At 63.2% G+C, this 21,945-nt stretch carries 20 protein-coding genes; 4 read left to right on the top strand and 16 right to left on the bottom strand.

Annotation, left to right across the window (positions count from 1 at the left end; all coding sequences use genetic code 11):
- Window positions 1-464: 464 nt before the first annotated feature.
- The 4 genes from PCA20602_RS07055 to PCA20602_RS07070 form a co-directional block, all read right to left on the bottom strand.
- Window positions 465-1,598, bottom strand: coding sequence for a YbdK family carboxylate-amine ligase (locus PCA20602_RS07055; protein ID WP_150720624.1), 1,134 nt, complete (start codon window positions 1,596-1,598; stop codon window positions 465-467).
- Between the two features lie 3 nt (window positions 1,599-1,601).
- The gene (locus PCA20602_RS07060; RefSeq protein WP_150720625.1) at window positions 1,602-2,807 is read right to left on the bottom strand and encodes a cation:proton antiporter; all 1,206 of its coding nucleotides are present in this window, start codon (window positions 2,805-2,807) and stop codon (window positions 1,602-1,604) included.
- Between the two features lie 537 nt (window positions 2,808-3,344).
- Window positions 3,345-5,363, bottom strand: a complete 2,019-nt coding sequence (gene mnmC, locus PCA20602_RS07065; RefSeq protein ID WP_150720626.1) for a bifunctional tRNA (5-methylaminomethyl-2-thiouridine)(34)-methyltransferase MnmC2/FAD-dependent 5-carboxymethylaminomethyl-2-thiouridine(34) oxidoreductase MnmC1 — start codon at window positions 5,361-5,363, stop codon at window positions 3,345-3,347.
- Complete coding sequence (locus tag PCA20602_RS07070; RefSeq protein WP_150721082.1) at window positions 5,360-7,069, bottom strand: ClcB-like voltage-gated chloride channel protein; 1,710 nt, start codon at window positions 7,067-7,069, stop codon at window positions 5,360-5,362. The genes mnmC and PCA20602_RS07070 overlap by 4 nt, the downstream gene beginning before the upstream one ends.
- Before the next feature lie 606 nt (window positions 7,070-7,675).
- Between PCA20602_RS07070 and PCA20602_RS07075 the strand changes: the two genes are divergently transcribed.
- The gene (locus PCA20602_RS07075; protein WP_150720627.1) at window positions 7,676-8,131 is read left to right on the top strand and encodes a MarR family winged helix-turn-helix transcriptional regulator; all 456 of its coding nucleotides are present in this window, start codon (window positions 7,676-7,678) and stop codon (window positions 8,129-8,131) included.
- A 78-nt stretch (window positions 8,132-8,209) separates the two neighbouring features.
- On the opposite strand, the gene PCA20602_RS07080 is transcribed toward PCA20602_RS07075, so the two are convergent.
- Both PCA20602_RS07080 and PCA20602_RS07085 read right to left on the bottom strand, forming a co-directional pair.
- Complete coding sequence (locus PCA20602_RS07080; RefSeq protein WP_150720628.1) at window positions 8,210-9,157, bottom strand: DedA family protein/thiosulfate sulfurtransferase GlpE; 948 nt, start codon at window positions 9,155-9,157, stop codon at window positions 8,210-8,212.
- Between the two features lie 273 nt (window positions 9,158-9,430).
- Window positions 9,431-10,996, bottom strand: coding sequence for a DHA2 family efflux MFS transporter permease subunit (locus tag PCA20602_RS07085; RefSeq protein WP_150720629.1), 1,566 nt, complete (start codon window positions 10,994-10,996; stop codon window positions 9,431-9,433).
- Between the two features lie 448 nt (window positions 10,997-11,444).
- Here PCA20602_RS07085 and PCA20602_RS07090 point away from each other — a divergent pair, with 448 nt between their 5' ends.
- On the top strand, window positions 11,445-12,239 hold the full coding sequence (locus tag PCA20602_RS07090) for an MHYT domain-containing protein (protein WP_150720630.1): 795 nt from the start codon (window positions 11,445-11,447) through the stop codon (window positions 12,237-12,239).
- Between the two features lie 169 nt (window positions 12,240-12,408).
- Here the strand turns inward: PCA20602_RS07090 and PCA20602_RS07095 are convergent, their stop codons facing one another.
- The 5 genes from PCA20602_RS07095 to PCA20602_RS07115 all read right to left on the bottom strand — a co-directional run bounded on the left by PCA20602_RS07095 (window position 12,409) and on the right by PCA20602_RS07115 (window position 14,964).
- On the bottom strand, window positions 12,409-12,624 hold the full coding sequence (locus PCA20602_RS07095) for a hypothetical protein (RefSeq protein ID WP_069341069.1): 216 nt from the start codon (window positions 12,622-12,624) through the stop codon (window positions 12,409-12,411).
- A gap of 57 nt (window positions 12,625-12,681) precedes the next feature.
- Complete coding sequence (thpR, locus tag PCA20602_RS07100; RefSeq protein ID WP_150720631.1) at window positions 12,682-13,266, bottom strand: RNA 2',3'-cyclic phosphodiesterase; 585 nt, start codon at window positions 13,264-13,266, stop codon at window positions 12,682-12,684.
- A gap of 214 nt (window positions 13,267-13,480) precedes the next feature.
- A complete protein-coding gene (locus PCA20602_RS07105) occupies window positions 13,481-13,876 on the bottom strand; it encodes a hypothetical protein (RefSeq protein WP_150720632.1) in 396 nt (131 codons plus the stop codon).
- Between the two features lie 105 nt (window positions 13,877-13,981).
- Entirely contained in the window at window positions 13,982-14,497 is a 516-nt protein-coding gene (locus PCA20602_RS07110; protein WP_150720633.1) for a hypothetical protein, read from the bottom strand.
- 113 nt (window positions 14,498-14,610) lie between these two features.
- Entirely contained in the window at window positions 14,611-14,964 is a 354-nt protein-coding gene (locus tag PCA20602_RS07115; protein WP_150720634.1) for a hypothetical protein, read from the bottom strand.
- Window positions 14,965-15,527: 563 nt separating this feature from the next.
- On the opposite strand from PCA20602_RS07115, the gene PCA20602_RS07120 reads away from it, so the two are divergent.
- On the top strand, window positions 15,528-16,325 hold the full coding sequence (locus tag PCA20602_RS07120) for a DUF2076 domain-containing protein (RefSeq protein WP_150720635.1): 798 nt from the start codon (window positions 15,528-15,530) through the stop codon (window positions 16,323-16,325).
- 634 nt (window positions 16,326-16,959) lie between these two features.
- Here PCA20602_RS07120 and mnmE read toward each other — a convergent pair.
- The 5 genes from mnmE to rpmH form a co-directional block, all read right to left on the bottom strand.
- Window positions 16,960-18,369: a tRNA uridine-5-carboxymethylaminomethyl(34) synthesis GTPase MnmE gene (mnmE, locus tag PCA20602_RS07125; RefSeq protein WP_150720636.1), complete on the bottom strand. Its 1,410-nt coding sequence runs from the start codon at window positions 18,367-18,369 to the stop codon at window positions 16,960-16,962.
- Window positions 18,370-18,476: 107 nt separating this feature from the next.
- Window positions 18,477-20,132, bottom strand: a complete 1,656-nt coding sequence (gene yidC / locus PCA20602_RS07130) for a membrane protein insertase YidC (protein WP_150720637.1) — start codon at window positions 20,130-20,132, stop codon at window positions 18,477-18,479.
- 24 nt (window positions 20,133-20,156) lie between these two features.
- Complete coding sequence (yidD, locus tag PCA20602_RS07135; protein WP_150720638.1) at window positions 20,157-20,513, bottom strand: membrane protein insertion efficiency factor YidD; 357 nt, start codon at window positions 20,511-20,513, stop codon at window positions 20,157-20,159.
- Window positions 20,514-20,591: 78 nt separating this feature from the next.
- Window positions 20,592-21,029, bottom strand: a complete 438-nt coding sequence (rnpA, locus tag PCA20602_RS07140) for a ribonuclease P protein component (protein ID WP_174980946.1) — start codon at window positions 21,027-21,029, stop codon at window positions 20,592-20,594.
- 61 nt (window positions 21,030-21,090) lie between these two features.
- Window positions 21,091-21,225, bottom strand: coding sequence for a 50S ribosomal protein L34 (gene rpmH, locus PCA20602_RS07145; protein ID WP_010806664.1), 135 nt, complete (start codon window positions 21,223-21,225; stop codon window positions 21,091-21,093).
- Window positions 21,226-21,544: 319 nt separating this feature from the next.
- On the opposite strand from rpmH, the gene PCA20602_RS07150 reads away from it, so the two are divergent.
- Window positions 21,545-21,901 (top strand): hypothetical protein, encoded by a 357-nt coding sequence (locus PCA20602_RS07150; protein WP_150720640.1) that lies wholly within the window; start codon window positions 21,545-21,547, stop codon window positions 21,899-21,901.
- Window positions 21,902-21,945: the final 44 nt, after the last annotated feature.

Below are 21,945 nucleotides of genomic sequence, written 5' to 3' on the forward strand. Positions count from 1 at the left end.
TCAAAATCTGTTCAGAGTTGTTCTTCGGATACCCGCTGTTTGTCCATCCAGTTCTCAATCCGGCAACTTCCTGTTTACACAACGTTAACTGTGGTTATCCACAGGAGTTGGCTGCCTTTGTTAACTACTACTATGTATACATACAGTAAACCTATTAAAACCTTAAAACCTTGCTACGAGCGACGCAAAAACGGCAAAACCCTGTCGTCCTGAACAGTGGAAAACGCAGCGCTTGCGATGCGTGATCGGTCCCACTAACGACCTCGGAAAAGGCCTCTCGTAGGGCTTTGCCCGCGAGGGCGGCACGAACCGGATGCGAATCCCGTGGTGTGCCGCACAGCCGCCCCCACGGCGTCACCACAGACGACCGCATCCGGGAACGCCCGACACAAACCCGCCAGGCAAGAAAAAACCCCGCCAAGGCGGGGTTTCTTCACACCGATCGCTTAATGACCGGGATCAGGCTACAAAGCCCGTTCAGGGGGTGCTGCCCATCGCAGGCATTGCTGCCGGACCATCTCGTTGAGCGATTTGGCGTCTGCATGAACCTCACGCAGCCACACGGCGTCGTTTTTACCGGATGCCACCAACTGGCGAATCTCCTCGCATGCACCTTCGGCTTCAAGCGCCGCCGCATGCGGTTTGATGATCTCGAGCGTCTTGGTGATGTGATCGCCGAGCATCGACCGCTCACCGGTCTGCGGATCCACGTAAGCGCCTTCCAGACCGAACCGGCAGGCTTCGAAGCGGTTGAACGTGTAGACCAGATAATCGTCTTCACTGAGCTCGAACGGACGCTCGTTGAGCAGATAGTGGGCCAGAGACTGGATATAACAGGCGATAGCGGCCGCACGACCTACTGACAAGGGGGTATCCATCACCCGGACCTCGATCGTCCCAAAACCCGGTTTAGGACGAATATCCCAGTAGAAGTCCTTCATGCTCTCGACAACGCCCGTCTTCACCATCTTGTCGAAGTACGTCTCGAAATCCGACCACTTGAGCACGAACGGTGCACGACCCGACAGCGGGAAGGCGAAAACGGAGTTCAGACGGGCTGAGTGGAAGCCGGTGTCCACCCCCTGCACGTACGGCGACGAGGCCGATAGCGCGATGAAATGGGGGATGTAACGCGACATGGCGTGCAGGAGGTACAACGCACTGTCCGGATCCGGGCAGCCGATGTGAACGTGCTGGCCGAAAACGGTGAACTGCTTGGCCAGGTAGCCATAGAGTTCAGACAGAAAGTGAAAGCGCGGGGAATCGTAGATCGTCCGCTCGCTCCAGCGCTGAAACGCGTGGGTACCGCCCCCACACAACCCGACGTTGAGCTGCTCGCTCGCGGCCACGAGCACGTCGCGCACGCGCGTGAGCTGGGAGACGGCGTCGCTGTGGTGATGACAGATGTCGGTCGATAGCTCGATCATGCTTTCGGTCATTTCCGGCTTGATATCGCCCGGATGCGACTCCTTGGCGACGAGCCGCATGACGTCGGCCGCCGCCTTGGTCAGATCGTAATCGTGACGATTGACGATCTGCATCTCCAGCTCCACCCCGAAGGTGCAGGGCTTCGAGGGAATGAATTCTTCTAATGACATGGCTTAATCCTTCCGTTCACCGACAAGGGCCAATGCCCAATAGACCACCAGCGGCCCGGCCAGTTGCAGCAACGCGATGGTGCACATCACCACGGCCTTGAGCATCGGATCGAACTGCGGATAGATGTCGTACGTGTCGGCAACGAGTACGAACGCGAGACTGGCCATCGGGCACAACGACAACCCGAGCGCGACGGCCTGCTTGTAACTGATACCGGCCTGATGGGCGACGGCCACCGTGCCCACGACCTTGGCTACGCCGCGAACGATGATGATCGCCAGCGCCGCCAACCCGCCGAGTACCAGGTATTCCCATTGAAACGCCAGCGACGTCAGCACGAACAGCACCACGGCGAGCAGCCATCCGGCCGTGCCGAAGTACGCCGGCCACAGTTGCGGGCGCTCATCCAGATTCCGGAAGATGATCCCGGCGAGCAGCAGCGTGAGCGAGTTCGGCAGCTTGAGCATGTGCACCAGCGCGACCATCAGCATGATCAGGCCGATCAGCATCACGAAGGCGTGATGGTCCTGGCTACCGAACTTGCGAAAGACCAGATTGCAGGCCTTGGCCAGCACGAACGCCAGCACGATCGAGCCGATGAGCAGGTAGAGCGGGTGGAACAGCACGACCCAGAAGCTGGAGTGATAGGCCTGGTGCATCCAGCCGTAGACCAGCTTGACGGCCACGACCGCATACACGCTATTGAGCGCCGCGAGCGCCAGCAGACGCTCCGTCACCTGCCCCTCGGCACGCAACTCGTTCTTCAACTGGATCACGACCGCAGGCGACGTCGCCATGCTGATGGACGCGATGAGGACCGCCGTGAGCGGCGACACGCTGAAGACACGCAAGACCGCGTAGACCGCGATGAACGTGAGCAAAGCTTCCAGCGCACTCGTGACGATGATCCAGGGATTGGCCCGCATCCATTTCAGGTTCAGGCGGCTGCCCAGTTCGAACAGCAGCAGGCCAAGCGCCAGGTCGATCAGCAGCCGGATGGCCGCGCTCGTTTGCGCGTCCAGCATGGAAGACAGACCCAGGGTGCCACCGACCAGCCCGACCACGGCGTAACCGGTGATGCGCGGCAGGCGCAGTCTCCGGAAACAGATTTCCCCGGCGAGACCGGCAAATACCAATGCCAGCCCGGCGAAGAAAACGGGATCGGGCGCCGGCGGCCAGCCCGGAAAAAGGGACAGTTCCGACGTCATTAATGCTCGCTTTGCGCCGCTTGACGGCGCATCAAGTGGTGAAAAGGAAAGAAAGTCGCGCGCGGGGTTGCAGATGAAGGACAAATGCGCGACGGACCCGAAGGGTTGGGGTCATTTTGCCACACTCGGTTTTTACGCCCTTCAAACGGTCGTCGAGATGGCCGGAGGCCCGCCGTACGGGCATGTCGGGCGAGTACGTCGCGGGAAGGCAGCTCCCGTCGCTGCCAACCCGGGACGTCGACAGTCTTCGAGCACTTGATAATGCCGGGGTAGCCAGAAAGTACGGGGGCAAGCGCCGGCAGGGCGCGCCGCCCCCGCATGGGGCGGGCTTTGCACCGCTATAGGGTCAGATTCGATTTATCGAGACGGTCCACCATTTTCAGAAAATGGACGTGTTGAGCCGAAGCGCTACCGCTCCGACGGGGCGCGAATAACGGGCTGAACGGGGTTTCATCTGACGATCCTGGCGAGGACTTAGCCAGACGGCCGCTGACCTTGGAGACAACGCCATCCCGGGCATTCGGCGCGTAAGGTGTCTCAGGCCTTTCGCAGCGCCTGCATGAGATAGCGTGCCGGATCGATGGCGTCGGCCAGATCGCTGCCGATCGGCCACGGTTCGCCTTCGATCTGGCTGGCGACGAGCTCCGCACACAGCGACGCGAACACCAGTCCGCGAGAGCCGAACGCAAAGCTGGCGTACAGGCCGTCCAGCCGTGGCAGATCCCGCAGATGCCCCCCGGACAGACGTCGCCGCAGCGGCTCGATGGCCGCGACATCCGGCAGTTGCCCGGCCATCGGCAGACGATCCGGGACGAGTGCCCGGAAGGCCGTGCGTCCGCCCAACTCGGCGGCGGCACTCTCACTGGCCAGTCCACCGTCGCCAAAGGCCGCTGCGTGCGCGGGCAGCAAGGTGGCTAGCCGACGCAGGTTGGCCTGATGATCGGCCAGACGGACTTCCTCGGCCGGATCGTCGAACCCGTAGGTCGCGCCTGTGATGGGTCCAGCGCCCCCCAATAGCGATGGCGCGACATAACCGTCGCCGCAAACCGGCACACGAAGCTCGGGCAGCGCGTCGGGCGGCAGGAAGGTCAGTTGCCCGCGAACCCGTCTGACCGGCAGGTACGTCGGGTCGAGGTACGGCGCCAGCAGCTTTTGCGAGAGGTCGGCAGCGGTCACGATTGCCACATCGGCGGTGGTCAGTTCGCGTCCGGTGTCGTCGAACGCCGTCCAGCGGCCGTCCTCACGTCGCGCCAGCCGTTCGACGCTCACGCCATAGCGCGCATCCAGCGACGGCCCCGACGCCACCAGTTCGGCGCGACACAACATGGCCGGGGCAAGCCAGCCGCCCTCCGGATACCACACCCCCCCGTGGGCCAGCGTTTCTCCGGCGAGCGCCGAGGCTTGCGCCACGTCGACCCATTTCGCATACGCGTCCGGATACGCGTGCGCTTCCATGACCTGCTGCAACGCCTGCGCCTCGGTGTCGGTCGTGGCGACCTGAAGCAGGCCGTCGGCGTGTCCGGGCAGGCCGCCCGGGAGCGTTCGCCATTGCGAGAGCGCGTAGAGGAAACCGGCGCGCGTCAGACGCGACAGCACGTTGTCATCGGCCGAGAGTTGCGGATGGAAGACGCCTGCGGGATTGCCTGACGCCGCCGTCCCCGGGGCTTGCGCCCGCTCGAAGAGCCGAACGCGCCAGCCGCGCGCGATGAGGCGTCGCGCCATCGCTGCCCCGGCCATCCCCGCGCCCACGATGATCGCTTCACGCGTGTGCTGCGCCCGTGGCGTGCGGGCCGCAGGCGGATCGTAACGGCGCATGCGGTACGGCGGCGCATAGGGCCCGGCGAGCATCGAGCGTTTTGGCCCGTACCCGTGATGACGGATGACCTGAAAGCCCGCGGCGATCAGATCGCGACGGACCTGTCCGACGGCGGTGTACGTCGCCAGCGTCGCTCCATCGCGCGCCAGCCGACCGAGCGACTTGAAGATCTCCAGCGTCCAGATGTCGGGGTTCCGTGACGGGGAGAAGCCATCGAGATAGAAGGCGTCCGCCCCCACGCGCAGCGACGGCAGCAGATCGGTCGCGTCGCCGAACCCCACGCTCAGCACCACGCCCGGGGCGAGGTCCAGCCGGTGCCAGCCGGCAACCGGCAAAGGCCATACTTCGCACAGCCGTTGCACCAGCGGCGCGAGTTCCGTCATGCCGGGCTGCACGAGCATCGGTTCGAGCGTGCGGCGCAGATCCAGCGCACGGAACGGATATTTCTCCACGGACACGAAGTGCAGCCGGGCGGGACGTTGGGGGTCGTCGCGCCAGGCCGCCCACGTCGCGAGGAAATTCAGGCCCAGACCGAAACCGGTCTCGACGATCACGAATTGCTCGCGCCCCCGCCAGCGCTCAGGCAAGCCATTGCCACCGAGAAAGACGTACCGCGCCTGGCCGAGCGCACCGCCCGTGCTGTGATAGACGTCTTCGAAGGCGTCTGAATAGGGGGTGCCGTCTTCCGTCGTGGACGGTTGCGCAGGTGTGATCGGGCTGCTGCCCGGACGGCGGCTCATTCGCTTCCCCGCTCTTCGGTGACGATTTCGATCAGCCCCGGCAGCGACACCACGCCCAGCCACTCGCCGTCGGCGCCCGTCACGGGCACCCAGTCGGCGTGCATCTTGCCCACCGAGCGCAATGCGCTGACCAGCGCCATGTCGCCGTCGAGCGCCTTGCAGGGCGTGACGATCTCCGTCCAAAGTTCCGGTTTGCCTGTCGCCTGACGTCGCCACCAACTGGCGGCGTCGAGCGTGCCGATCAGGCGGCCATCCTGCGCGCGCACCACAAGGTTGCGGTATCCGGTGTCGACGAAGCGCTCGCCAATGGCATCCGAGCTGTCGGCGGCGCTCACGACGGCGTCGTTATCCTCGTTATCCACGGCCAGAGACGAGAGCCGCATCTCGCTGCCCTCGCCCGTCATCGACAACCAGCGGCCAGCCACCTGATTGCGACGCAGCGACTTTGCGTAGACCGAGTCGGCGCGCAGCGTGTGCGCCGTCAGATAGGCGGTCACGCAGGCCAGCATGAGCGGCAGGACGACCTGATAACTCAGCGTCATCTCGAAGATCATCAGAATCGACATCAGGGGGGCGTACGTCGTGGCCGCAAGAAACGCCCCCATACCGACGACCGCGTAACTGCTCGCCACCGACGCCGTTGCCGGGGCAAGCGCGTTCATCGCGATGCCGTAAAGACTGCCGAGCGCGGCGCCGACGAAGAGCGTGGGCGTGAAGACCCCGCCGACCGCCCCGGACCCGGCGGACGACGCCGTCGCCAGCACCTTGAACACCAGCACCATTGCGAGCGCCTGCCAGGCCCAATGCGTGTGCAGGATCGAGTTCACCACGCTGTAGCCGTTGCCCCAGACCTGCGGCACCTGCAACGAGAGCACGCCCACGATCAGGCCGCCGAGCGCGAGCCGCAGGAACAGCGGGATGGGCAAGGCCCCGAAGCGCGCCTTGGCGGTGTCGAGCAGGCGCAGGAACAACGGTGCGAGCACGCCGGCCAGCACGCCGAGGCCCATGTAGAACAGGACTTCCCAGCCGGAAACGAAGTCGAAGCGCGGCATTTGATAGACCGCGTCGTAGCCGAGGAACTGGCGGATGACGATGTTGGCGATGACCGACGCGACGACCAGCGGCCCGAGCGTTGCCGTCGAAATGGAGCCGTAGACGATCTCGGAGATGAACAACGCGCCCGCAATCGGCGCGTTGTAAGCCGACGTGATACCGGCGGTGGCGCCGCAAGCGACCAGCAGACGGAGGCGCTCGGGCGGGAACGCCAGAATGCGTCCGACGAGTGAGGCAAACATCGCGGCGAGCTGCACCATCGGCCCTTCCCGGCCGATCGATGCCCCGGACGCGACCGAGCACAGCGACGACAGGCTCTTGACGAGCGTTTGCCGCAGACTGAGCACGCCCGTGCCGATGGCGATCGCCTCCATATAGTCGTCGGAGCCCTTCTTGGGCACCCACAGCGAGGCGTACTGAAGAATCAGGCCGGCGACGAGCCCGCCGGCGGTCGGCAGCAGCAGACGCTGCCACCAGTTGAGGTCCTGCGCCAGCTCGACCATGCCGCTGCGGTGTCCGGCGAGCAGAAATTGCAGACCCGAGAGCGCCTCACGGAACGCGACGGTCGCCAACGCCCCCAGCAGTCCCACGATGCCGGCCAGCAGCAACGTGATTTGCAAGGTGTTCGGCGCGAATTGACGTCGCACCCACACGACGACGGGCAATTTGGCCCAAGCGGACACGGCTGACACGGATAGGAGGCGGTTGTTGTCGTAGTGGGCCTCATGGTATCGACCGACGCCTTTTTTTGAAAGCGCACCGCCGGACGATCAAATTGACCGTAGAAACTGAATAATGCTCAGGTAAGGCATTTTTCGTCAGGGTATCGGTGCCGTTTCGGCGCATCGCTCGATGTCGATTGGGTGTCGTCGATCCGTGATCGATTTTGGCTCTGACGGATTCCACCGATTTTTCAAGTTCGGTGGATTTTGCAGACCCTCCGACCGACGACTCGTTTCTGAACGTTATTCAGATAAAGGTAAATTTCGAGGCTTGAAGCGGGTTTTAGAGAGGGATTTTGGCGCTTTGGCGGACGTAGCGCCCTTTCGCTAGGCCACTGATTGCATGGCGTCTGTTGGCGGCCTAATTCCCGCGCGACCCCGGTTGGCCCATCCTTCGACACGAATTCAGTGACGGTGCGCCCTTCCGGCCTTTGCCCCTCATGGACACCTTCAACGCCCCATCACATTGCTGGTCACATTCCACGCGGTGAAATAGAATGGCGCGCAATCGAATTGGAACTCAAGCGTAATACCCGAATGGCAGTTAGCAAAAAGGCCGCACAAAAATCGCCCGTGCGTCTGGAAGATCAACTGGGCTTCGCGTTGTACTCGGCATCGCTGGCGATGACAAAGGCCCACAAGCCGATGCTCGACCGACTGGGTCTGACCTACTCGCAATACCTCGCCATGGTCGTGCTCTGGGAACAGGACGACATCGCCGTCAATCAGTTGGGTGCGCGTCTCGGTCTCGACTCGGGCACGCTCACGCCGTTGCTGAAAAGACTGGAAATCATGGGACTTTTGACGCGTCGTCGTGGCGAAGAGGACGAACGTCAGGTGTTCATCGACCTGACGCCGCGTGGCGTGAGTCTGCGTCGTGAGGCGCGTCAGGTGCCGGCACAAATTCAGGCCGCCACGGGGCAATCCGATACCGCGCAAAAGACGCTGCGCAACCTGCTTCTGCAATTGCGCGATACGCTCACCGACGTCTAAGAAAGAAAACGCGCGCTTCCGTACGGAAAAGCGCGCGTCATTCAGTTGTGCGCAATCTAATGCGCCATCGTCGAAAACTCAGTGTGCGGGCACGAGCATTTCCATCCCGTCGATTTTCTCCACGGTATAACCGGCATCACGCCAGGCATCCAGTCCGCCGAGCAACGGACGCACTTCCGCAAACCCCTGCTGACGCAGTTGCTGGGCCAGTTTCGCGGCCGTCACCTCGTTGGGACAGGCGCAGAACACCACGATGCGGCGATCGCGAGGGATATCCCGCAGCTTCTCGGCGATTTGGTCCGGCTCGATGGCCAGCGCCCCCGGAATCGTGAAGGGATCGACGGCGCGGCGTGCGGCGGAGCGCACGTCGATCACGACCGGCGTGATCTCGTCCTTCATCCAGCCTTCGAGCGTCTTTACGCCGATCCGGGCCATGCGCAGCGAACGCAGCAGGCGGTAACGGTTCAGCCAGCGATTGAGCAGGTACAGCGCGAAGACCAGCACTACCAGCCACAGCACGCCGCGACCGAGCGTGTCGAACGCATCGAGCACGGCCACGATGTGCGACGCGAAGCCCACGCCGAGCGCCACGGCGACACCCGACCAGAGCACCGCGCCAATGGCGTCGTACAGCAGGAAGGTGCGCCACGGCACGCCGAGCGCCCCGGCCATCGGCACCGACAGCGCGGAAAGCCCCGGCACGAAGCGGGCAAACATCAGCACCCGCACGCCGTGACGTCCGATCGCCCCTTCCGTGCGGCTCACACAGGTGTCCGGCGAGATGGACAGACGGCACATCAGACGCAGGATGTGGTGACCGTAGCGACGTCCGGCGAGGAACCAGAGCGCGTCGCCGAGCAATGCGGCGAAGACCGCGAGGGCGATGATCAGCAGCGGCGAGAACAGCGACGTCGATGCCGTCACGATGAGCGTGGGATAGGCCGGCAGCGGCAGCCCCAGCGCCTGTCCGAAGATGTTCAGGAAGACGAGCCAGAGCCCGAAGCGGGCGATCATATTGAACAACATGCCGGGTACCTGTTGGCGGATGAGGGTTGGCCGAAGCGAGGCCGCAGACGACGAACGCGCGCCAGTCGGCGCGCAAAGTTGCATGTTACTGCCGGGCTGTGACGGCCAGAAGCCGTGAAGCCGAAAAGTATTGTTGCTTTTCTGGAACGATCGCCTCAAAAGCGACGGCGACCTGCCGCAATCGTCCCGATAGCGCGCGATTCGGCGACCCCAATGAGGCACCCGACCAAAAAGGCACGGCCTACGAGCGTTCAGCCTGTCATTGACGCGCCATCAGTGCCCCATCGCCGCCGACGCCCCCCGCTTCGGCCGGGTCAGCCAGACGAGCGCGGCCATCGCGAGGAAAACATACCCCGACAAATGGAAGATGTCGTTCGTCGCCAGCATGAAGGACTGGCGTGTCACCAGATCGTTGAGCATGCCGAGATCGGCGCCGTTCGCCAGCCCCAGCCCCTGGCGCAACTGATCGAGGTAGCTCGTCGTGGCATCCGAATACGGGGTGACGTGTTCGGCGAGCCGCGCGTGATGGTAGATGGCGCGGTCCTCCCACATTGTCGTGCTGACCGCCGTGCCGATGGCGCCCGAAAGCGTACGGAAGAAGTTCGACAGGCCGGAGGCGGCCGCCAGACGGTCGTCCGAGATGCTGGAGAGCGTGATGGTCGTGACCGGCACGAAGAAGCAGGCGATCCCGATGCCTTGCACCAGTCGTGGCTCGATGACCTTCGCAAACGACAGATTCAGCGCGAAATGCGAGTTCCAGAACGACACCCCGGCAAAGACGAAGAACGCGAACGACGCCACCGCCCGCAAATTCAGCCGGTTCATGTTTTGCCCGATGATCGGCGACAGCACGAGCGCCAGCAGACCCACGGGCGCTGTCGCCAGCCCGGCCTTGCCGGCGGTGTAGTCCATCACCGTTTGCAGCCATAGCGGGAAGATCACGACCGAGGCGAAGAACGTCATGAAGCCGAACGAAATCACCACGACGCCAAGCGCAAAGTTGCGATCCTTGAAGAGCGTGAGGTCGACGATCGGTTTGTCCGACGTCAGCTCCCACAGGATCAGGAACGACAGGCAGATCGCGGCGGTAAGCGCGAGCGTGACGATCAGACTGTTGTTGAACCAGTCGCGGTCCTTGCCGAGGTCGAGCATCATCTGCAACGAGCCGACGCCGATGGCCAGCAACGCGAGTCCGATCAGATCGATGGGCAGCTTCTGCGTCTTGGTTTCATGACCGCGTAGCAGGAGGAAGCATGAGATTGCCGAGAACAGGCCGACGGGCACGTTGATGTAGAAGATCCACGGCCACGTGTAGTTGTCCGTGATCCAGCCGCCGACCACGGGACCGAAAATCGGCGCGACGATCACCGTCATCGCCCATAGGCCAAGCGCCAGCCCGCGTTTCTTCTCGGGGAAACTGCGCAGCAGAATGGTCTGCGAGAGCGGCACCATCGGGCCGGACACGAGCCCTTGCAGCAGACGGAAGAAGACGAGCGACTCCATGTTGGGCGCGAGGCCGCACAGCATCGACGCAATCGTGAAGGCCATGACCGAGAGCACGAACAGTCTGGCTTCGCCCACGCGCCTCGCGAGCCATCCGGTCAGCGGCACGGCGACGGCGGCGGCCACTGCGTAGGAGCTGATCACCCACGTCCCCTGACTGTTCGAGACGCCGACACTCCCGGCGATGGTCGGCACGGCAACGTTCGCGATGGACGTGTCGAGCACCTCCATGAACGTGCCGAGCGCGAGCCCGACGGTCAGGATGGCCAGTCGCCCGCCGGTAAGCGGCGCGCCGGTCGGCGCGGCGGCGGAGGTTGCGGTGGCAGCGTCTGCCATGTGATGCGTCTCCCTGAAACGACGGCCGGCGCCCGTGGCGCCGCACGATCGATGTCTTTCCCGGATGGTGCCGCACATCCCGCGCGTTGTGCGACGCGGGTTTGGAAGCGAGTCTCTAAATCGTCAGGATGCGCTCGTTACTGTCTCGCAACTCGTCACGTCTTGCGTGAATTACGCGTCCCGTAAGGGTTTGCGGCCGGGGCGGTTCATGGGTTGAGCGTCGGCTGCGGCGATTCGTCCAGTTGGGCCGAACGCCGGACGGTTTTACCTCTTGACGCCGTAGGGGCGGCAGGATTGAATCGCCCGTAGCGCCCGACGTTTGCCATGCTGCGTCGCTGTCCACGGGTGCTGTCGTCACGCCGTCCGTTGTCTCGCAGGCTCAAATAAGAAACTCTCGTCCCTTCGCCCAACGGCGGTCCGGCGAAAAGAAAAACCACAGGATAAGCCCATGCAGCCAGGTAGCGTCGTTCCCCTGTATTACAGCGAGTTCCTTGTCCTGCTGTCCTTCGTGATATCGGCGCTGGGTGCCTATGTCGCGCTGGTGGCCGCGTCGCGGATTCGCGATGAGGACGGACGTATCAGCGCCGGCTATGTCATCGTGGCGGCGTTCGCGCTCGGGGGCATCGGTATCTGGGGCATGCATTTCATCGGCATGGCCGCGCAACGCATGCCCTTCCCCGTTACCTATTCGCTCTGGCCTACGCTGGGTAGCCTCCTGCTGGCAGTGATCGTCTCCGGACTGGCGCTCTGGTACGTCGCGCGGGCGCCGTATCGAAACGCACTGCAATGCGCCGTCGGTGGCGTGGGGGCGGGTCTGGGCGTTGCCGGCATGCATTATCTCGGCATGAGTGCGGTGCGCACGCAGGCGTACTTCGAATGGGATACGACGATCATTGCGCTCTCGGTGCTCATCGCCATCGTGGCGGCGAGCGTGGCGCTATGGCTGGCGTTTCATCTGGAGACCAGCCTGCAACGTGCGCTGGCGGCGCTGGTCATGGCGGTGGCCGTGTGCGGGATGCATTACACCGGCATGCGCGCGGGCACGATCATCTGCACAGCGGAGACACGCGCGCAGGTCAGCCTGCGCTTGCAGGGCGATACGCTGCCGTACGGGGTATTCGTGATCGCGTGTGTGGTGCTGATGGCGATGGCTGTGCTGCTGTATCGCACTTCGCGCAAGCGGCGCGAACGCATGGCGGCGCGTCTGGACGCACTGATGCGTCAACGGGCGGGGCACGTCTGACCGGTTGTGGCAACGTGCAAGACATCTCGCGGAATTCGGAATAGGCGTACGGAATGCGTTGAACGAGCGCATTGCGCGTCGTCACAATACAAAACGCCGGCCCCTCGTAAGACGGGCCGGCGTTTTGTTGGGTCAGGCTTTCAGAGCGTCTGACGACGCTGCACCACGATCAGTGCAGAATCGGGCTTCCGCTGATGGGCATGACATCGCCTGTTTCGATCAGGTCGACGATATCGAACGGTTCAGTGTTGAGTTCGCGCGACGCGCCGGGTTGGCCGGCGTACCACTTAACCATCGCCATGTGACCCAGCACACGGGTCACGATGCCAACGGCACCACGCGGCACTGCGATGTGATTGGATTTGACGATCGATCCGACTTGCACTTGAGCCTCCTGCGAATGACGAGAAACCGATGCGCCGACCGGCCGGCCGGTGCATCGTCATCCGACTATACCGTATTGCGTTGACGGCATTGCCGATTTCTCGGGTGAGGTCTCGAAAAAGCCTTCCGGCTGCCCGCCGTGATGCTCGGCCAGCACGCGGTAATGCGGCCCGCGCGGCGTGCGTACCGAATGGACGAGCACATAGCCATCGCACTGCCAGACCAGCGGTGGCGGAGACAGATCGGACGGCGCGCGACGCGCATGGCGCAACAGGCAGACGTGCGGACGAAACGCTTGCGTCACGACGCGTGCGCCGGTCGCTCGCCACTGCGAGAGCAGCGCGTCGCGTGTGGAGAGGAGATTGTCCGGCACGCTCGGCGCGCCTGCCCAGACGATCTTTCGGTCGGACCAGTAGCCGAGGTGATCGACTGTCAGCGTGAATGGATCGAGCGGCGTGCGCTGCATGAGCCCGAGCAACACGGGCAGACGTGCGGGGTCGACCTCGTCTAGGAATGCGAGCGTCAGATGCAAGGTCTGGGCGCGAAGTATGCGTCCGCCGCATTCTGCATGGGCCGACCGGGCCCAGTCGTGAAGCTGCGCACGTACGCCCGGCCCGGGCCACAAGGCAAGGAAGAGTCGCATGAGAACACCAGGGAGTGGATCCTGCTGATGATTCTCATAGTAGGCGGGAGATCCGGCGAATTCCAGCCGGACAAACGGCAGTGGATCGGCACGATGGATTGTGCCGGCGTTGTGCTGGCACCAGCGAACTTCAGACGGCGCAATGCCGCGTGAGGCGCTGCCCGGACATCACGCTAGGCAATCTTCGTCGCCCAGGCCGGTTACCGGCCGCAGATCAGTTCGTCGAAATACCCGGGGTGATGCCACGGCGACCGCGACGCGGCGTGTCGGCCGGTTTCTCTTCGGGCTTGGCCTGCACGGGCGGACGCATGATGCTGTTCCAGTTGTTCTGGATGGCGGCGTCGGCGCTGTCACGGGAGACGGCGCGTGAGATGTCGGCCGTCGGGTTGAATGCCGACGCACCGCCTGCCGGGGCCGATCCGCCCACACCCGTGGCGCCGTTCGCCGGTGCCGGCGTGTTTTGCGCGTGAGCGTGCGGCGTGACGGCCAGTGCCGTCACGAAAACGGCGGGAAGCATCCACCACAGCGACTTGCGCAACAACGCGAGCGAGGGGATGTAATGGGCAAAGGGGGCATTGGAGGCAACGCGGACAGTCGACTTGTGGGCCATCGGGAATCTCTAGCGAGAAGACGTAGACGCCGGTTCGCTCGCCTCGCAGGGGCGACGTCGGCCGACGTCCGTCACATCGCAATTATCGTTAATGTCGCTACGGGATCAGTAGCTGCCGGGCGGCGGCTTCCAGCCCGGCGGCGGAGGCGGCGGCGGTGCATAGCGCTGAACGGGTTGCGACGACACCATGTCGCCGCGCACAGGAACGCGATTGCCGGAGGCATACATGCACTGAACGTAGGCCTGATCATAGCGGCTTTGCGTCAGATATGCAGACGACTGCGCGTTGCCGGCGCCCACCGCGCCGCCTGCGAGCAGGCCTGCACCCGCACCGATGGCGGCACCTGAGCCGCCACTGATCGCGGCACCGGCCGCAGCGCCGAGGGCGGTACCGAGCACGGCGCTGCCGATGGCACTGTTGTTGGCTGCCGTGGTGGCGTCGATGCCGCCGTTCTGGCCGGAGGCGTACTGGCGGCAGTTGAAATCGTCCTGACGGAACTGATCGAACGATTTCCCCGTACCGGGCAGCGCCATGAGGCTCGGCCCGGTGGGCACGACGACACAGCCGGCGAGTGTGGCAGCGGCGATTGCGATGGCGACGGGGGCTACGAGGCGCGGCATGCGCACGCGGCGCGCGGGTGCTGCGTCATGCGTCGCTGGCGTCGTTGGCGTCGTTCGCGCGTCAGGTCGGGTCAATTGGCTGGGTGATTCGAATGACATCACGTGTCTCCCGATCAGTTCGACGCCGGTTGCGCGGGCACTTCGCGCCATCCGGCAGGACACGTTTTCACGTAGGGATAGTAGGCACCGGCCTTGTCGCAGTAGTACCAGGTGTCGCTGCTCGCACCGGGCTGATCGTTTTGCGCGCCGGGTTGCGGTTGCTCGACGTATTGCTGCGGTTGGGTGGGGACGACGACGAGCGGCGGTGCGTAGTAAGGCGTGGGGGCGGCGTAGGGATAAGCGTACGGATACGGGTAATAGCCGGGGCCGACCCAGACGCGCACGCCGCTATGCCAGGCGAAGGCGCTGCTGCTGGCCATCGCGGCGGCCACGGCGACGAAGCCGAGGACTACAGGAAGACGTTTCACGACACAGACCTCGAAGAACGAACTCCGGGCGCGGTGGATTCCGCCTCGCGGACGAGCGTCGAATACGAGTTGGGTGAAACCGGAGCGATGGCATTCGAAGCCATCCATTCACCCGTCCGACGATGAAGATCGTCGCACACCGATTTCGACCTGAGTCGACGCAACGCCGCCCTGGAGTTGACGCCTCAGAGTCTAGGCCTGACACCCCTGCCGGGCAATTACGACGCCTGTTAGAAGTGTTTCAAAGCATTACGTTTTTGCGTGGATGTTTCCTGACTGAGGTGCCTTCATCGAGGGGGACGGAGTGTCAGCGGGCCGGTGCGTTCCGATGTCGGCGGCGGCGTATCACGGGGATGCGATCGACGCGCCGCCGACGCCATTTCGCTGCGGTATGTGCAGGCGGCTACATGTCGTTACATGACGGTCGGCCGTCTTAAGATCCGCTTAAGCTTGCCGCCGCACACTGGCCTCGTGACTCGCACCCGTCGCATCATCGGTGCGAGGCGCATGACACTTATCACACGCACCGCTCGCACCACTCGCGTCGCTCATAGGGGCACATCATGAATCAGCAGGAATTGCAGACACTTCAGGGCTTTCTGACTCAACTTACGCAAGCGCAGGCTGGCGTCAAGGACGAGCAGGCGGAGGCATTGATCGCCGATGCCGTGCGTCGTCAGCCGGACGCGGCGTATCTCCTCGTGCAGCGTGCATTGCTGCTCGATCACGCACTGGTGTCCGCACGCGCGCAGATCGCGACGCTGCAATCGCAATTGCAGTCGGCGCAGGGCGGCGGCGCACACGACAGTTTCCTCGGGGGCGCCAACACGTGGGGTAACGCGGGGAATGGAGGATATGCAGCGGGGGCGGCGGCACCGACAGCGGCGGCGGGGTATGGCAACGCGGGCGCGGGTGCAGCACCGGCTCAAGCACCGGCCCAGTACCCGACGCAGATGCAAGCCCCTGCGCAGGCGCAACCGGCTCCACAGGCTGCTGCGCCCGCGCAACGCGCGGGGTGGCTAGGCGATGGCGCTCGCAGCACGCTCGGCAGCATCGCGACGACCGCCGCGGGCGTGGCGGGCGGCGCTTTCCTGTTCCAGGGCATCGAGAGTCTGTTTCACCGCAACAGCGGCGGCGGCTTCTTCGGTCAACCGGCGATGGGCGGATTGGGCAGCGGCATGATGCCCTCGGAGACGATCATCAACAACACGATCTATGAGAACGGAAACGGCGGCGGAAGTGGTGGTGGAAGCGGAAGCGGAAGCGACAACTTCCTCGACACGTCGGACTCGGATTTCTCAAACATCGACGACGGCCTGATGGACACCAGCGATTACGACGACGATTCGAATTACGTTTGAGCGATAGAGCGGTGGACGCAGGCGACGACGGTTCGTCGCGGTAGCCCACTAGATTGCATGAATAGCGAATCAAGCAGTCGTCATCACTTTTTTTGCGCCGTATCCGATTCTGACCATAGTGAGGAGATCCTCGCTATGGTCCTCCGTGCGCTGCGCCATTCGAGCAAACTTCCCGCGGACCATCGAGTTTCAACCGTGCGCGCTCAACGGGATCGAACGCGTGTGTGAGGGCGTCATGCCACACATCGGTGCTGAGCTAGCTGTCACCTTCATGCGAAGTCGCCTCTCAAAGGCTCATACCGATTTGCGAGATCGATCGATAGCGTAGATTGCCTCTGGCGTGGTGTCGCCGATTCTGGAGAGTGACACTCTCTACCAACGTTTACGACGAACTGGAGCAGGACCCCTCCACTGCATACTTGATGGCTGCACGCATCTCGCAAGGAGCGATTGAAGTCATCATGCTGCGACCGGCCTGTTTGCAGGGGGCAGGTCACTGCTTCAGTAGAGGGCACGCCGGCAGTGCGCAAGGTGGTAGAGCCACCTCAAGGTGAAATGGACTTCGACAGCGTAGAACGTTGATATCCGGTTGATGGCTGGCAGTGGCTTGCCGTGCAGACAGCTCAGCAGCCCCCTACTTCCCAATACAAAACCGACTGAAGATCACGCCAAGCAAATCATCTGAAGTGAATTCACCGGTGATCGTGCTGAGTTGTTCCTGCGCGAGACGTAGTTCTTCGGCGAAGAGATCGAGTGCGTTTGCGTTCTGACGCGCATGCGCATCCGCCATCTCGATGTGATCGCGTGCCGCGCGAAGGGCCGACAAATGACGTTCGCGCGCCAGAAACACGCCTTCGTTACCCGCCTGCCATCCGGCAATCCTGAGCAGTTCCGCGCGCAGGAAGTCGATTCCCTGCCCACCCTTCGCCGACAGACGTACGCCCAAGGGGGCCGTGCCTTCCGCCGGCAATACCGTCGCCGGTTCGCCCGCCAGATCCGTCTTGTTGTACACGCGCACGATGGGCACGTGCTTCGGCAGTTGCGTTGCGATGACTTCGTCTTCGGGCGTCATGCCGGTGCGCGCATCGAGCAGATGCAGGACCGCATCCGCCTTCGCGATCTCGCTCCAGCTACGCGCGATGCCAATGCGCTCCACTTCGTCTTCCGTCTCCCGCAAACCCGCCGTGTCGATGATGTGCAGCGGAATGCCATCGATCTGAATCGTCTGTTGCACCTTGTCGCGTGTGGTCCCGGCAATTGGCGTGACGATCGCCAGCTCGGCCCCGGCCAGCGCGTTGAGCAACGACGACTTGCCGACGTTCGGCTGCCCGGCCAGCACGACGTTGATCCCCTCACGCAACAACGCCCCCTGCCGCGCTTGCGAGAGCACCTGCGCCAACTGCGCGCGAATGCGTTCGAGTTGACCGAAGGCGTCCGCCGCCTCCAGAAAATCGATTTCCTCTTCCGGAAAATCGAGCGTCGCTTCGACGAGCATGCGCAGATGAATCACCAGATCCACCAGCGAATGAATCTCGCGCGAAAACGCACCGTCCAACGACCGGCTCGCCGAACGTGCCGCCGCTTCGGTGCTCGCTTCGATCAGATCCGCCACCGCTTCGGCCTGCGCCAGATCGAGCTTGTCGTTCAGAAACGCGCGATGCGTGAATTCGCCCGGCTCGGCAAGACGTACCCCGAGCGTCGCCCCTTCGTCGATACAACGCTGCAACAGCAGTTGCAGAACGATCGGGCCGCCGTGACCTTGCAGTTCCAGCACGTCCTCGCCGGTGTACGAATTCGGACCGGGGAAGTACAGCGCGATGCCGCGATCCAGTGCGTCGCCGGCACCGTCGAGGAACGGCAGATACGACGCATGACGCGGCTTGAGCGGTTGCCCGACCAGACGCGCGATGACACGTTGCACGGCGTCGCCGCGATGCTTGCCGAAGGACACGCGCACCACGCCGATGCCGCCGCGTCCGGGGGCGGTGGCGATGGCAGCGATCGGGACGCTTGCAACGGCAGAGGTGGAGGCAGTAACACTCATGGAACGATTCGTTGAAAAACAGTGGCTTATTTTGACATGCACCAAACAAAACCGCCCGCGAGAGACTCGCGGGCGGCCAGGTCTTTCAAACGGTCAGACGTCAATCGTCAGGCCGCCTTTTCCTTTTTCTTGGTCCCGAGCATTCGGTTGATCGACCATTGCTGCGCGATCGACAACGTGTTGTTGACCACGTAGTACAGCACCAGACCGGACGGCAGGAAGAGGAACATCACCGAGAAGATCAGCGGCATGAACATCATCATCTTGGCCTGCATCGGATCCGGCGGCGTCGGGTTCAGCTTCGTCTGGATGAACATCGACACGGCCATCAGCACCGGCAGGATGTAATACGGATCCTGTGCCGAGAGGTCATGAATCCAGCCCAGCCACGGCGCGCCGCGCATTTCCACCGACGAGAGCAACACCCAGTACAGCGCAATGAACACCGGGATCTGAATCACGATCGGGATACAGCCGCCGAACGGATTGACCTTCTCGGTCTTGTACAGCTCCATGAGCGCGGCGTTCATCTTCTGCGGATCGCTCTTGTAGCGTTCGCGAAGCGCCTGCATGCGCGGGGTGATTTCCTTCATGCGCGCCATCGACTTGTAGCTTGCTGCCGACAGCGGGAAGAACACCAGCTTGATGATCACGGTCACGGCGATGATCGCCCAACCCCAGTTACCGATCAGCGCGTGCAGCTTCGAGAGCAGCCAGAACAGCGGCTTGGCCAGAATCGTGAAGTAACCGTAGTCCTTCGTCAGTTCCAGACCCGGCGCGATCTGTTCGAGCATGTGCTCTTCCTGCGGGCCGGCGAACAAACGTGCATCGACCGTCTGGCTGCCGTTCGCGGGAATGCTCGCGAGTTGCTCCTTCACGCCGACACGATACAGACCGTTGTCCAGCTTTCCGATGTAGTTGTCGCGTGCGACACCTTCCTTCGGAATCCAGGCGGTAGCGAAGTAATGCTGCACCATGCCGATCCAGCCATCGCTGGACTGCTTGATGTACTTCGCCTTGTCCTTGTCGATGTCGCTGAACGTGATCTTCTGGAACTTCTCGTCGCTGCTGTAGACCGTCGGGCCCGTGAACGTGTGCGAGAACTTCGCGCCGCTGATTTCGCGGCCGTCGCGCACCAGTTCCATGTACAGCGTCGGCTTGATGGCGGCGTCGGTCTTGTTGACGATCGTGTTCGACACGTCGATCACGTAGCTGCCGCGATGGAACGTGTAGGCACGCACCAGTTGCAAGCCACCCTTGACCGGCGATTCGAACTTCACGGTCAGCGTGTCGCCCGTCATCGTGGTCGGGCCCGGCACCAGCGTGAAGATGTCGTTGTGGTTCGGGAAATCGCCGCCGATCAGACCCGTGCGAGCGAAGTACTGATGGCTCGGGGTGTTGTCGAACAGCACGACGTGCTTGTCGGCTTCGTCGGCATCCGGCCACTTCGTGAGCGCCAGGAACGACAGCGTGCCGCCTTGCGTGCTGATGTCGGCTTCGTAGACGTCGGTCGTGATGCGAACCTTCTGCGCGGTGGCGGCAGCCGGTGCGTTACCCGGTGCGTTGCCTGCGGCAGCGCCGGCGTTGGCCGATTGCGGCAGGTCGTTAGCCGCCGTCTGGTTGGCGCCCGTCGCGGCCGGGGCGGATGCCTCGGGCGTCGGGAAGAACAGCGACGAATGGCCATTGGCGCGTTGCCAGTTGTCGAAAAGCATCACGACAGACAGCGCGAAAATGACCCAGAGTACGGTGCGTTTGATGTCCATGCGGTAACTCGTGGTGGACGAAACTCAGGAATGGCCCGGCGCGCGGCGCGTTACTGCCGATGCGGCCGCGGGCCCGGACGAGACCGTCTGCCTGGCTCGCGACGTGTCGTTTCCGGCGGCCTTGTCGGCGCCATCGGCGTTTTGGTCGGGAACGTTACAGACGTGTCGGGCCGGCGGCACGGGATCGAAACCGCCGGGGTGAAACGGATGACAGCGGCATAGACGCCTGGCCGCGAGATAAGTGCCGTAACCGGCACCGTGCTCGACGATGGCCTCGCGTGCGTAGTCGGAGCAGCTCGGATGAAAGCGGCAACGGTTCCCCAGCCAGGGACTGATCACCAGCTTGTAACCGCGCAGGAGCAACAACAGCACGCTTCGCATCTCGATTCCGCCTGTCAATCCGGCCGAGGTGGCCGGGAGGGCGGCGCATGCCCGGGGTCGGGCGCTACCGTGTGGGGACTAACTACCTTCCGTCTTGTCGTCGGAGGCGCGGCGCTTGCGGGCGGCCTTTTCGGCTGCGTCGAAGAGCTGCGCGAACTCGGTCTGGCACAGTGTGTACAACACCGGCGCCGCCGCCGCTGTATACGTCCCCTTGTCGAATCGCCGGGTCAGTCGCAATACAAAATCCCAGCCGACGAGTGCCGCACGACGCTGGCGGAACATCTCGCGCGCCTGACGTTTGATCAGATTGCGAGTGACCGCACGCGGTGCGTGCTTCTTGCCGACGACAATGCCGATGCGGCCTTCTTGAGGCGTGGCATCGGCAGAGGTGTCCGGCGCATCTTCGCGCCAGCGCATATACAACACGAAGTGCGCGCTGCGACGCAGGGGGCGCAAACTAAAAACGGATGAAAACTCATCCGTTTTGAGAAGTCTGGCGGCCTTGGGAAACCCCAGAGCCGGGACTTCGCGCCTTGCGGACTTAACGCGCAAACCGCGGTATGACCGAGAACCGCGATTAGACGGCCAGGCGCTTACGGCCCTTGGCGCGACGAGCGGCGATGACCTTGCGGCCGCCACGGGTCTTCATGCGAACCAGGAAGCCATGGGTGCGCTTGCGGCGCGTCACGGAAGGCTGAAAAGTACGTTTCATGATGCACTCACTGTGTGAAAAAATTCCCGCGCAGCAGCATCGTAAAACGCCACAAGGACACCGTGAAAACCTGCAAATTCAAGGACTTTCACGCGCATCCCAGCCGTCGGGAGTTGGATAGGAATCCGGTTATCTTTCTAACGAACCCGCTATTTAATCGGCTTTTCCGTTGTGTGTCAATAGGTTAGCCATCGCCCCCGCTGCGCCCGCGCACGATCGCCGCCCGGGTTGTCGCAGATACGCCATCCGGCAGCCTCAAGGCTGTGGATAATGGCGCGAAATGCCTGTGTCGTCATTTTGTGCCAGTGGATAAATGGGAATGTGGGCAGATTTCCCGGGCGTCGCGGCAAATCGTCGCAATTGCCGGGCATTTGCGCAGGCATCGTGCGAACGCAGGCGGGTTAACGCGGTGCGTCCGCCCGGAGATGCGCGTGCTGTGGGCATTCCTGTGGATAACTCGCTTTGCCGACGCTTTGGCGGTAAAATCCCCCATCAATTTTTTTCCCAGCAGAGTACCGGTGACGTCGCCATGTGGATAGCGCGCCGGGTTTTGTCGTCTGCGCGCGCCGGAGGAGCCGGCCGCACGCGCGAGATGGAACCCGAACGCAGCGCCGTGGTTCGCGTCCTGCCGGACTTCTGCAATGCGCCGCTGGTCCGACTCGACCTCTACCGGTGACCCGTCCCGATCCAGTCTGGGACAGGGAAACCGCTTGGTTTGGC

The sequence above is a fragment of the Pandoraea capi genome (assembly GCF_902459735.1).
GTDB classification, from domain to species: domain Bacteria; phylum Pseudomonadota; class Gammaproteobacteria; order Burkholderiales; family Burkholderiaceae; genus Pandoraea; species Pandoraea capi.

What these genes read in the sequence shown, in the direction of transcription:
- PCA20602_RS07055 (WP_150720624.1), bottom strand. Translation starts at nt 1,598, where the DNA reads ATGTCATTAGAAGAATTCATTCCCTCGAAGCCCTGCACCTTCGGGGTG.
- rpmH (WP_010806664.1), bottom strand. Translation starts at nt 21,225, where the DNA reads ATGAAACGTACTTTTCAGCCTTCCGTGACGCGCCGCAAGCGCACCCAT.
- PCA20602_RS07120 (WP_150720635.1), top strand. Translation starts at nt 15,528, where the DNA reads ATGAATCAGCAGGAATTGCAGACACTTCAGGGCTTTCTGACTCAACTT.
- mnmE (WP_150720636.1), bottom strand. Translation starts at nt 18,369, where the DNA reads ATGAGTGTTACTGCCTCCACCTCTGCCGTTGCAAGCGTCCCGATCGCT.
- PCA20602_RS07105 (WP_150720632.1), bottom strand. Translation starts at nt 13,876, where the DNA reads ATGGCCCACAAGTCGACTGTCCGCGTTGCCTCCAATGCCCCCTTTGCC.
- PCA20602_RS07090 (WP_150720630.1), top strand. Translation starts at nt 11,445, where the DNA reads ATGCAGCCAGGTAGCGTCGTTCCCCTGTATTACAGCGAGTTCCTTGTC.
- mnmC (WP_150720626.1), bottom strand. Translation starts at nt 5,363, where the DNA reads ATGAGCCGCCGTCCGGGCAGCAGCCCGATCACACCTGCGCAACCGTCC.
- yidD (WP_150720638.1), bottom strand. Translation starts at nt 20,513, where the DNA reads ATGCGAAGCGTGCTGTTGTTGCTCCTGCGCGGTTACAAGCTGGTGATC.
- PCA20602_RS07060 (WP_150720625.1), bottom strand. Translation starts at nt 2,807, where the DNA reads ATGACGTCGGAACTGTCCCTTTTTCCGGGCTGGCCGCCGGCGCCCGAT.
- PCA20602_RS07085 (WP_150720629.1), bottom strand. Translation starts at nt 10,996, where the DNA reads ATGGCAGACGCTGCCACCGCAACCTCCGCCGCCGCGCCGACCGGCGCG.
- PCA20602_RS07150 (WP_150720640.1), top strand. Translation starts at nt 21,545, where the DNA reads ATGTGGGCAGATTTCCCGGGCGTCGCGGCAAATCGTCGCAATTGCCGG.
- thpR (WP_150720631.1), bottom strand. Translation starts at nt 13,266, where the DNA reads ATGCGACTCTTCCTTGCCTTGTGGCCCGGGCCGGGCGTACGTGCGCAG.
- yidC (WP_150720637.1), bottom strand. Translation starts at nt 20,132, where the DNA reads ATGGACATCAAACGCACCGTACTCTGGGTCATTTTCGCGCTGTCTGTC.
- PCA20602_RS07075 (WP_150720627.1), top strand. Translation starts at nt 7,676, where the DNA reads ATGGCAGTTAGCAAAAAGGCCGCACAAAAATCGCCCGTGCGTCTGGAA.
- PCA20602_RS07080 (WP_150720628.1), bottom strand. Translation starts at nt 9,157, where the DNA reads ATGTTGTTCAATATGATCGCCCGCTTCGGGCTCTGGCTCGTCTTCCTG.
- PCA20602_RS07110 (WP_150720633.1), bottom strand. Translation starts at nt 14,497, where the DNA reads ATGCCGCGCCTCGTAGCCCCCGTCGCCATCGCAATCGCCGCTGCCACA.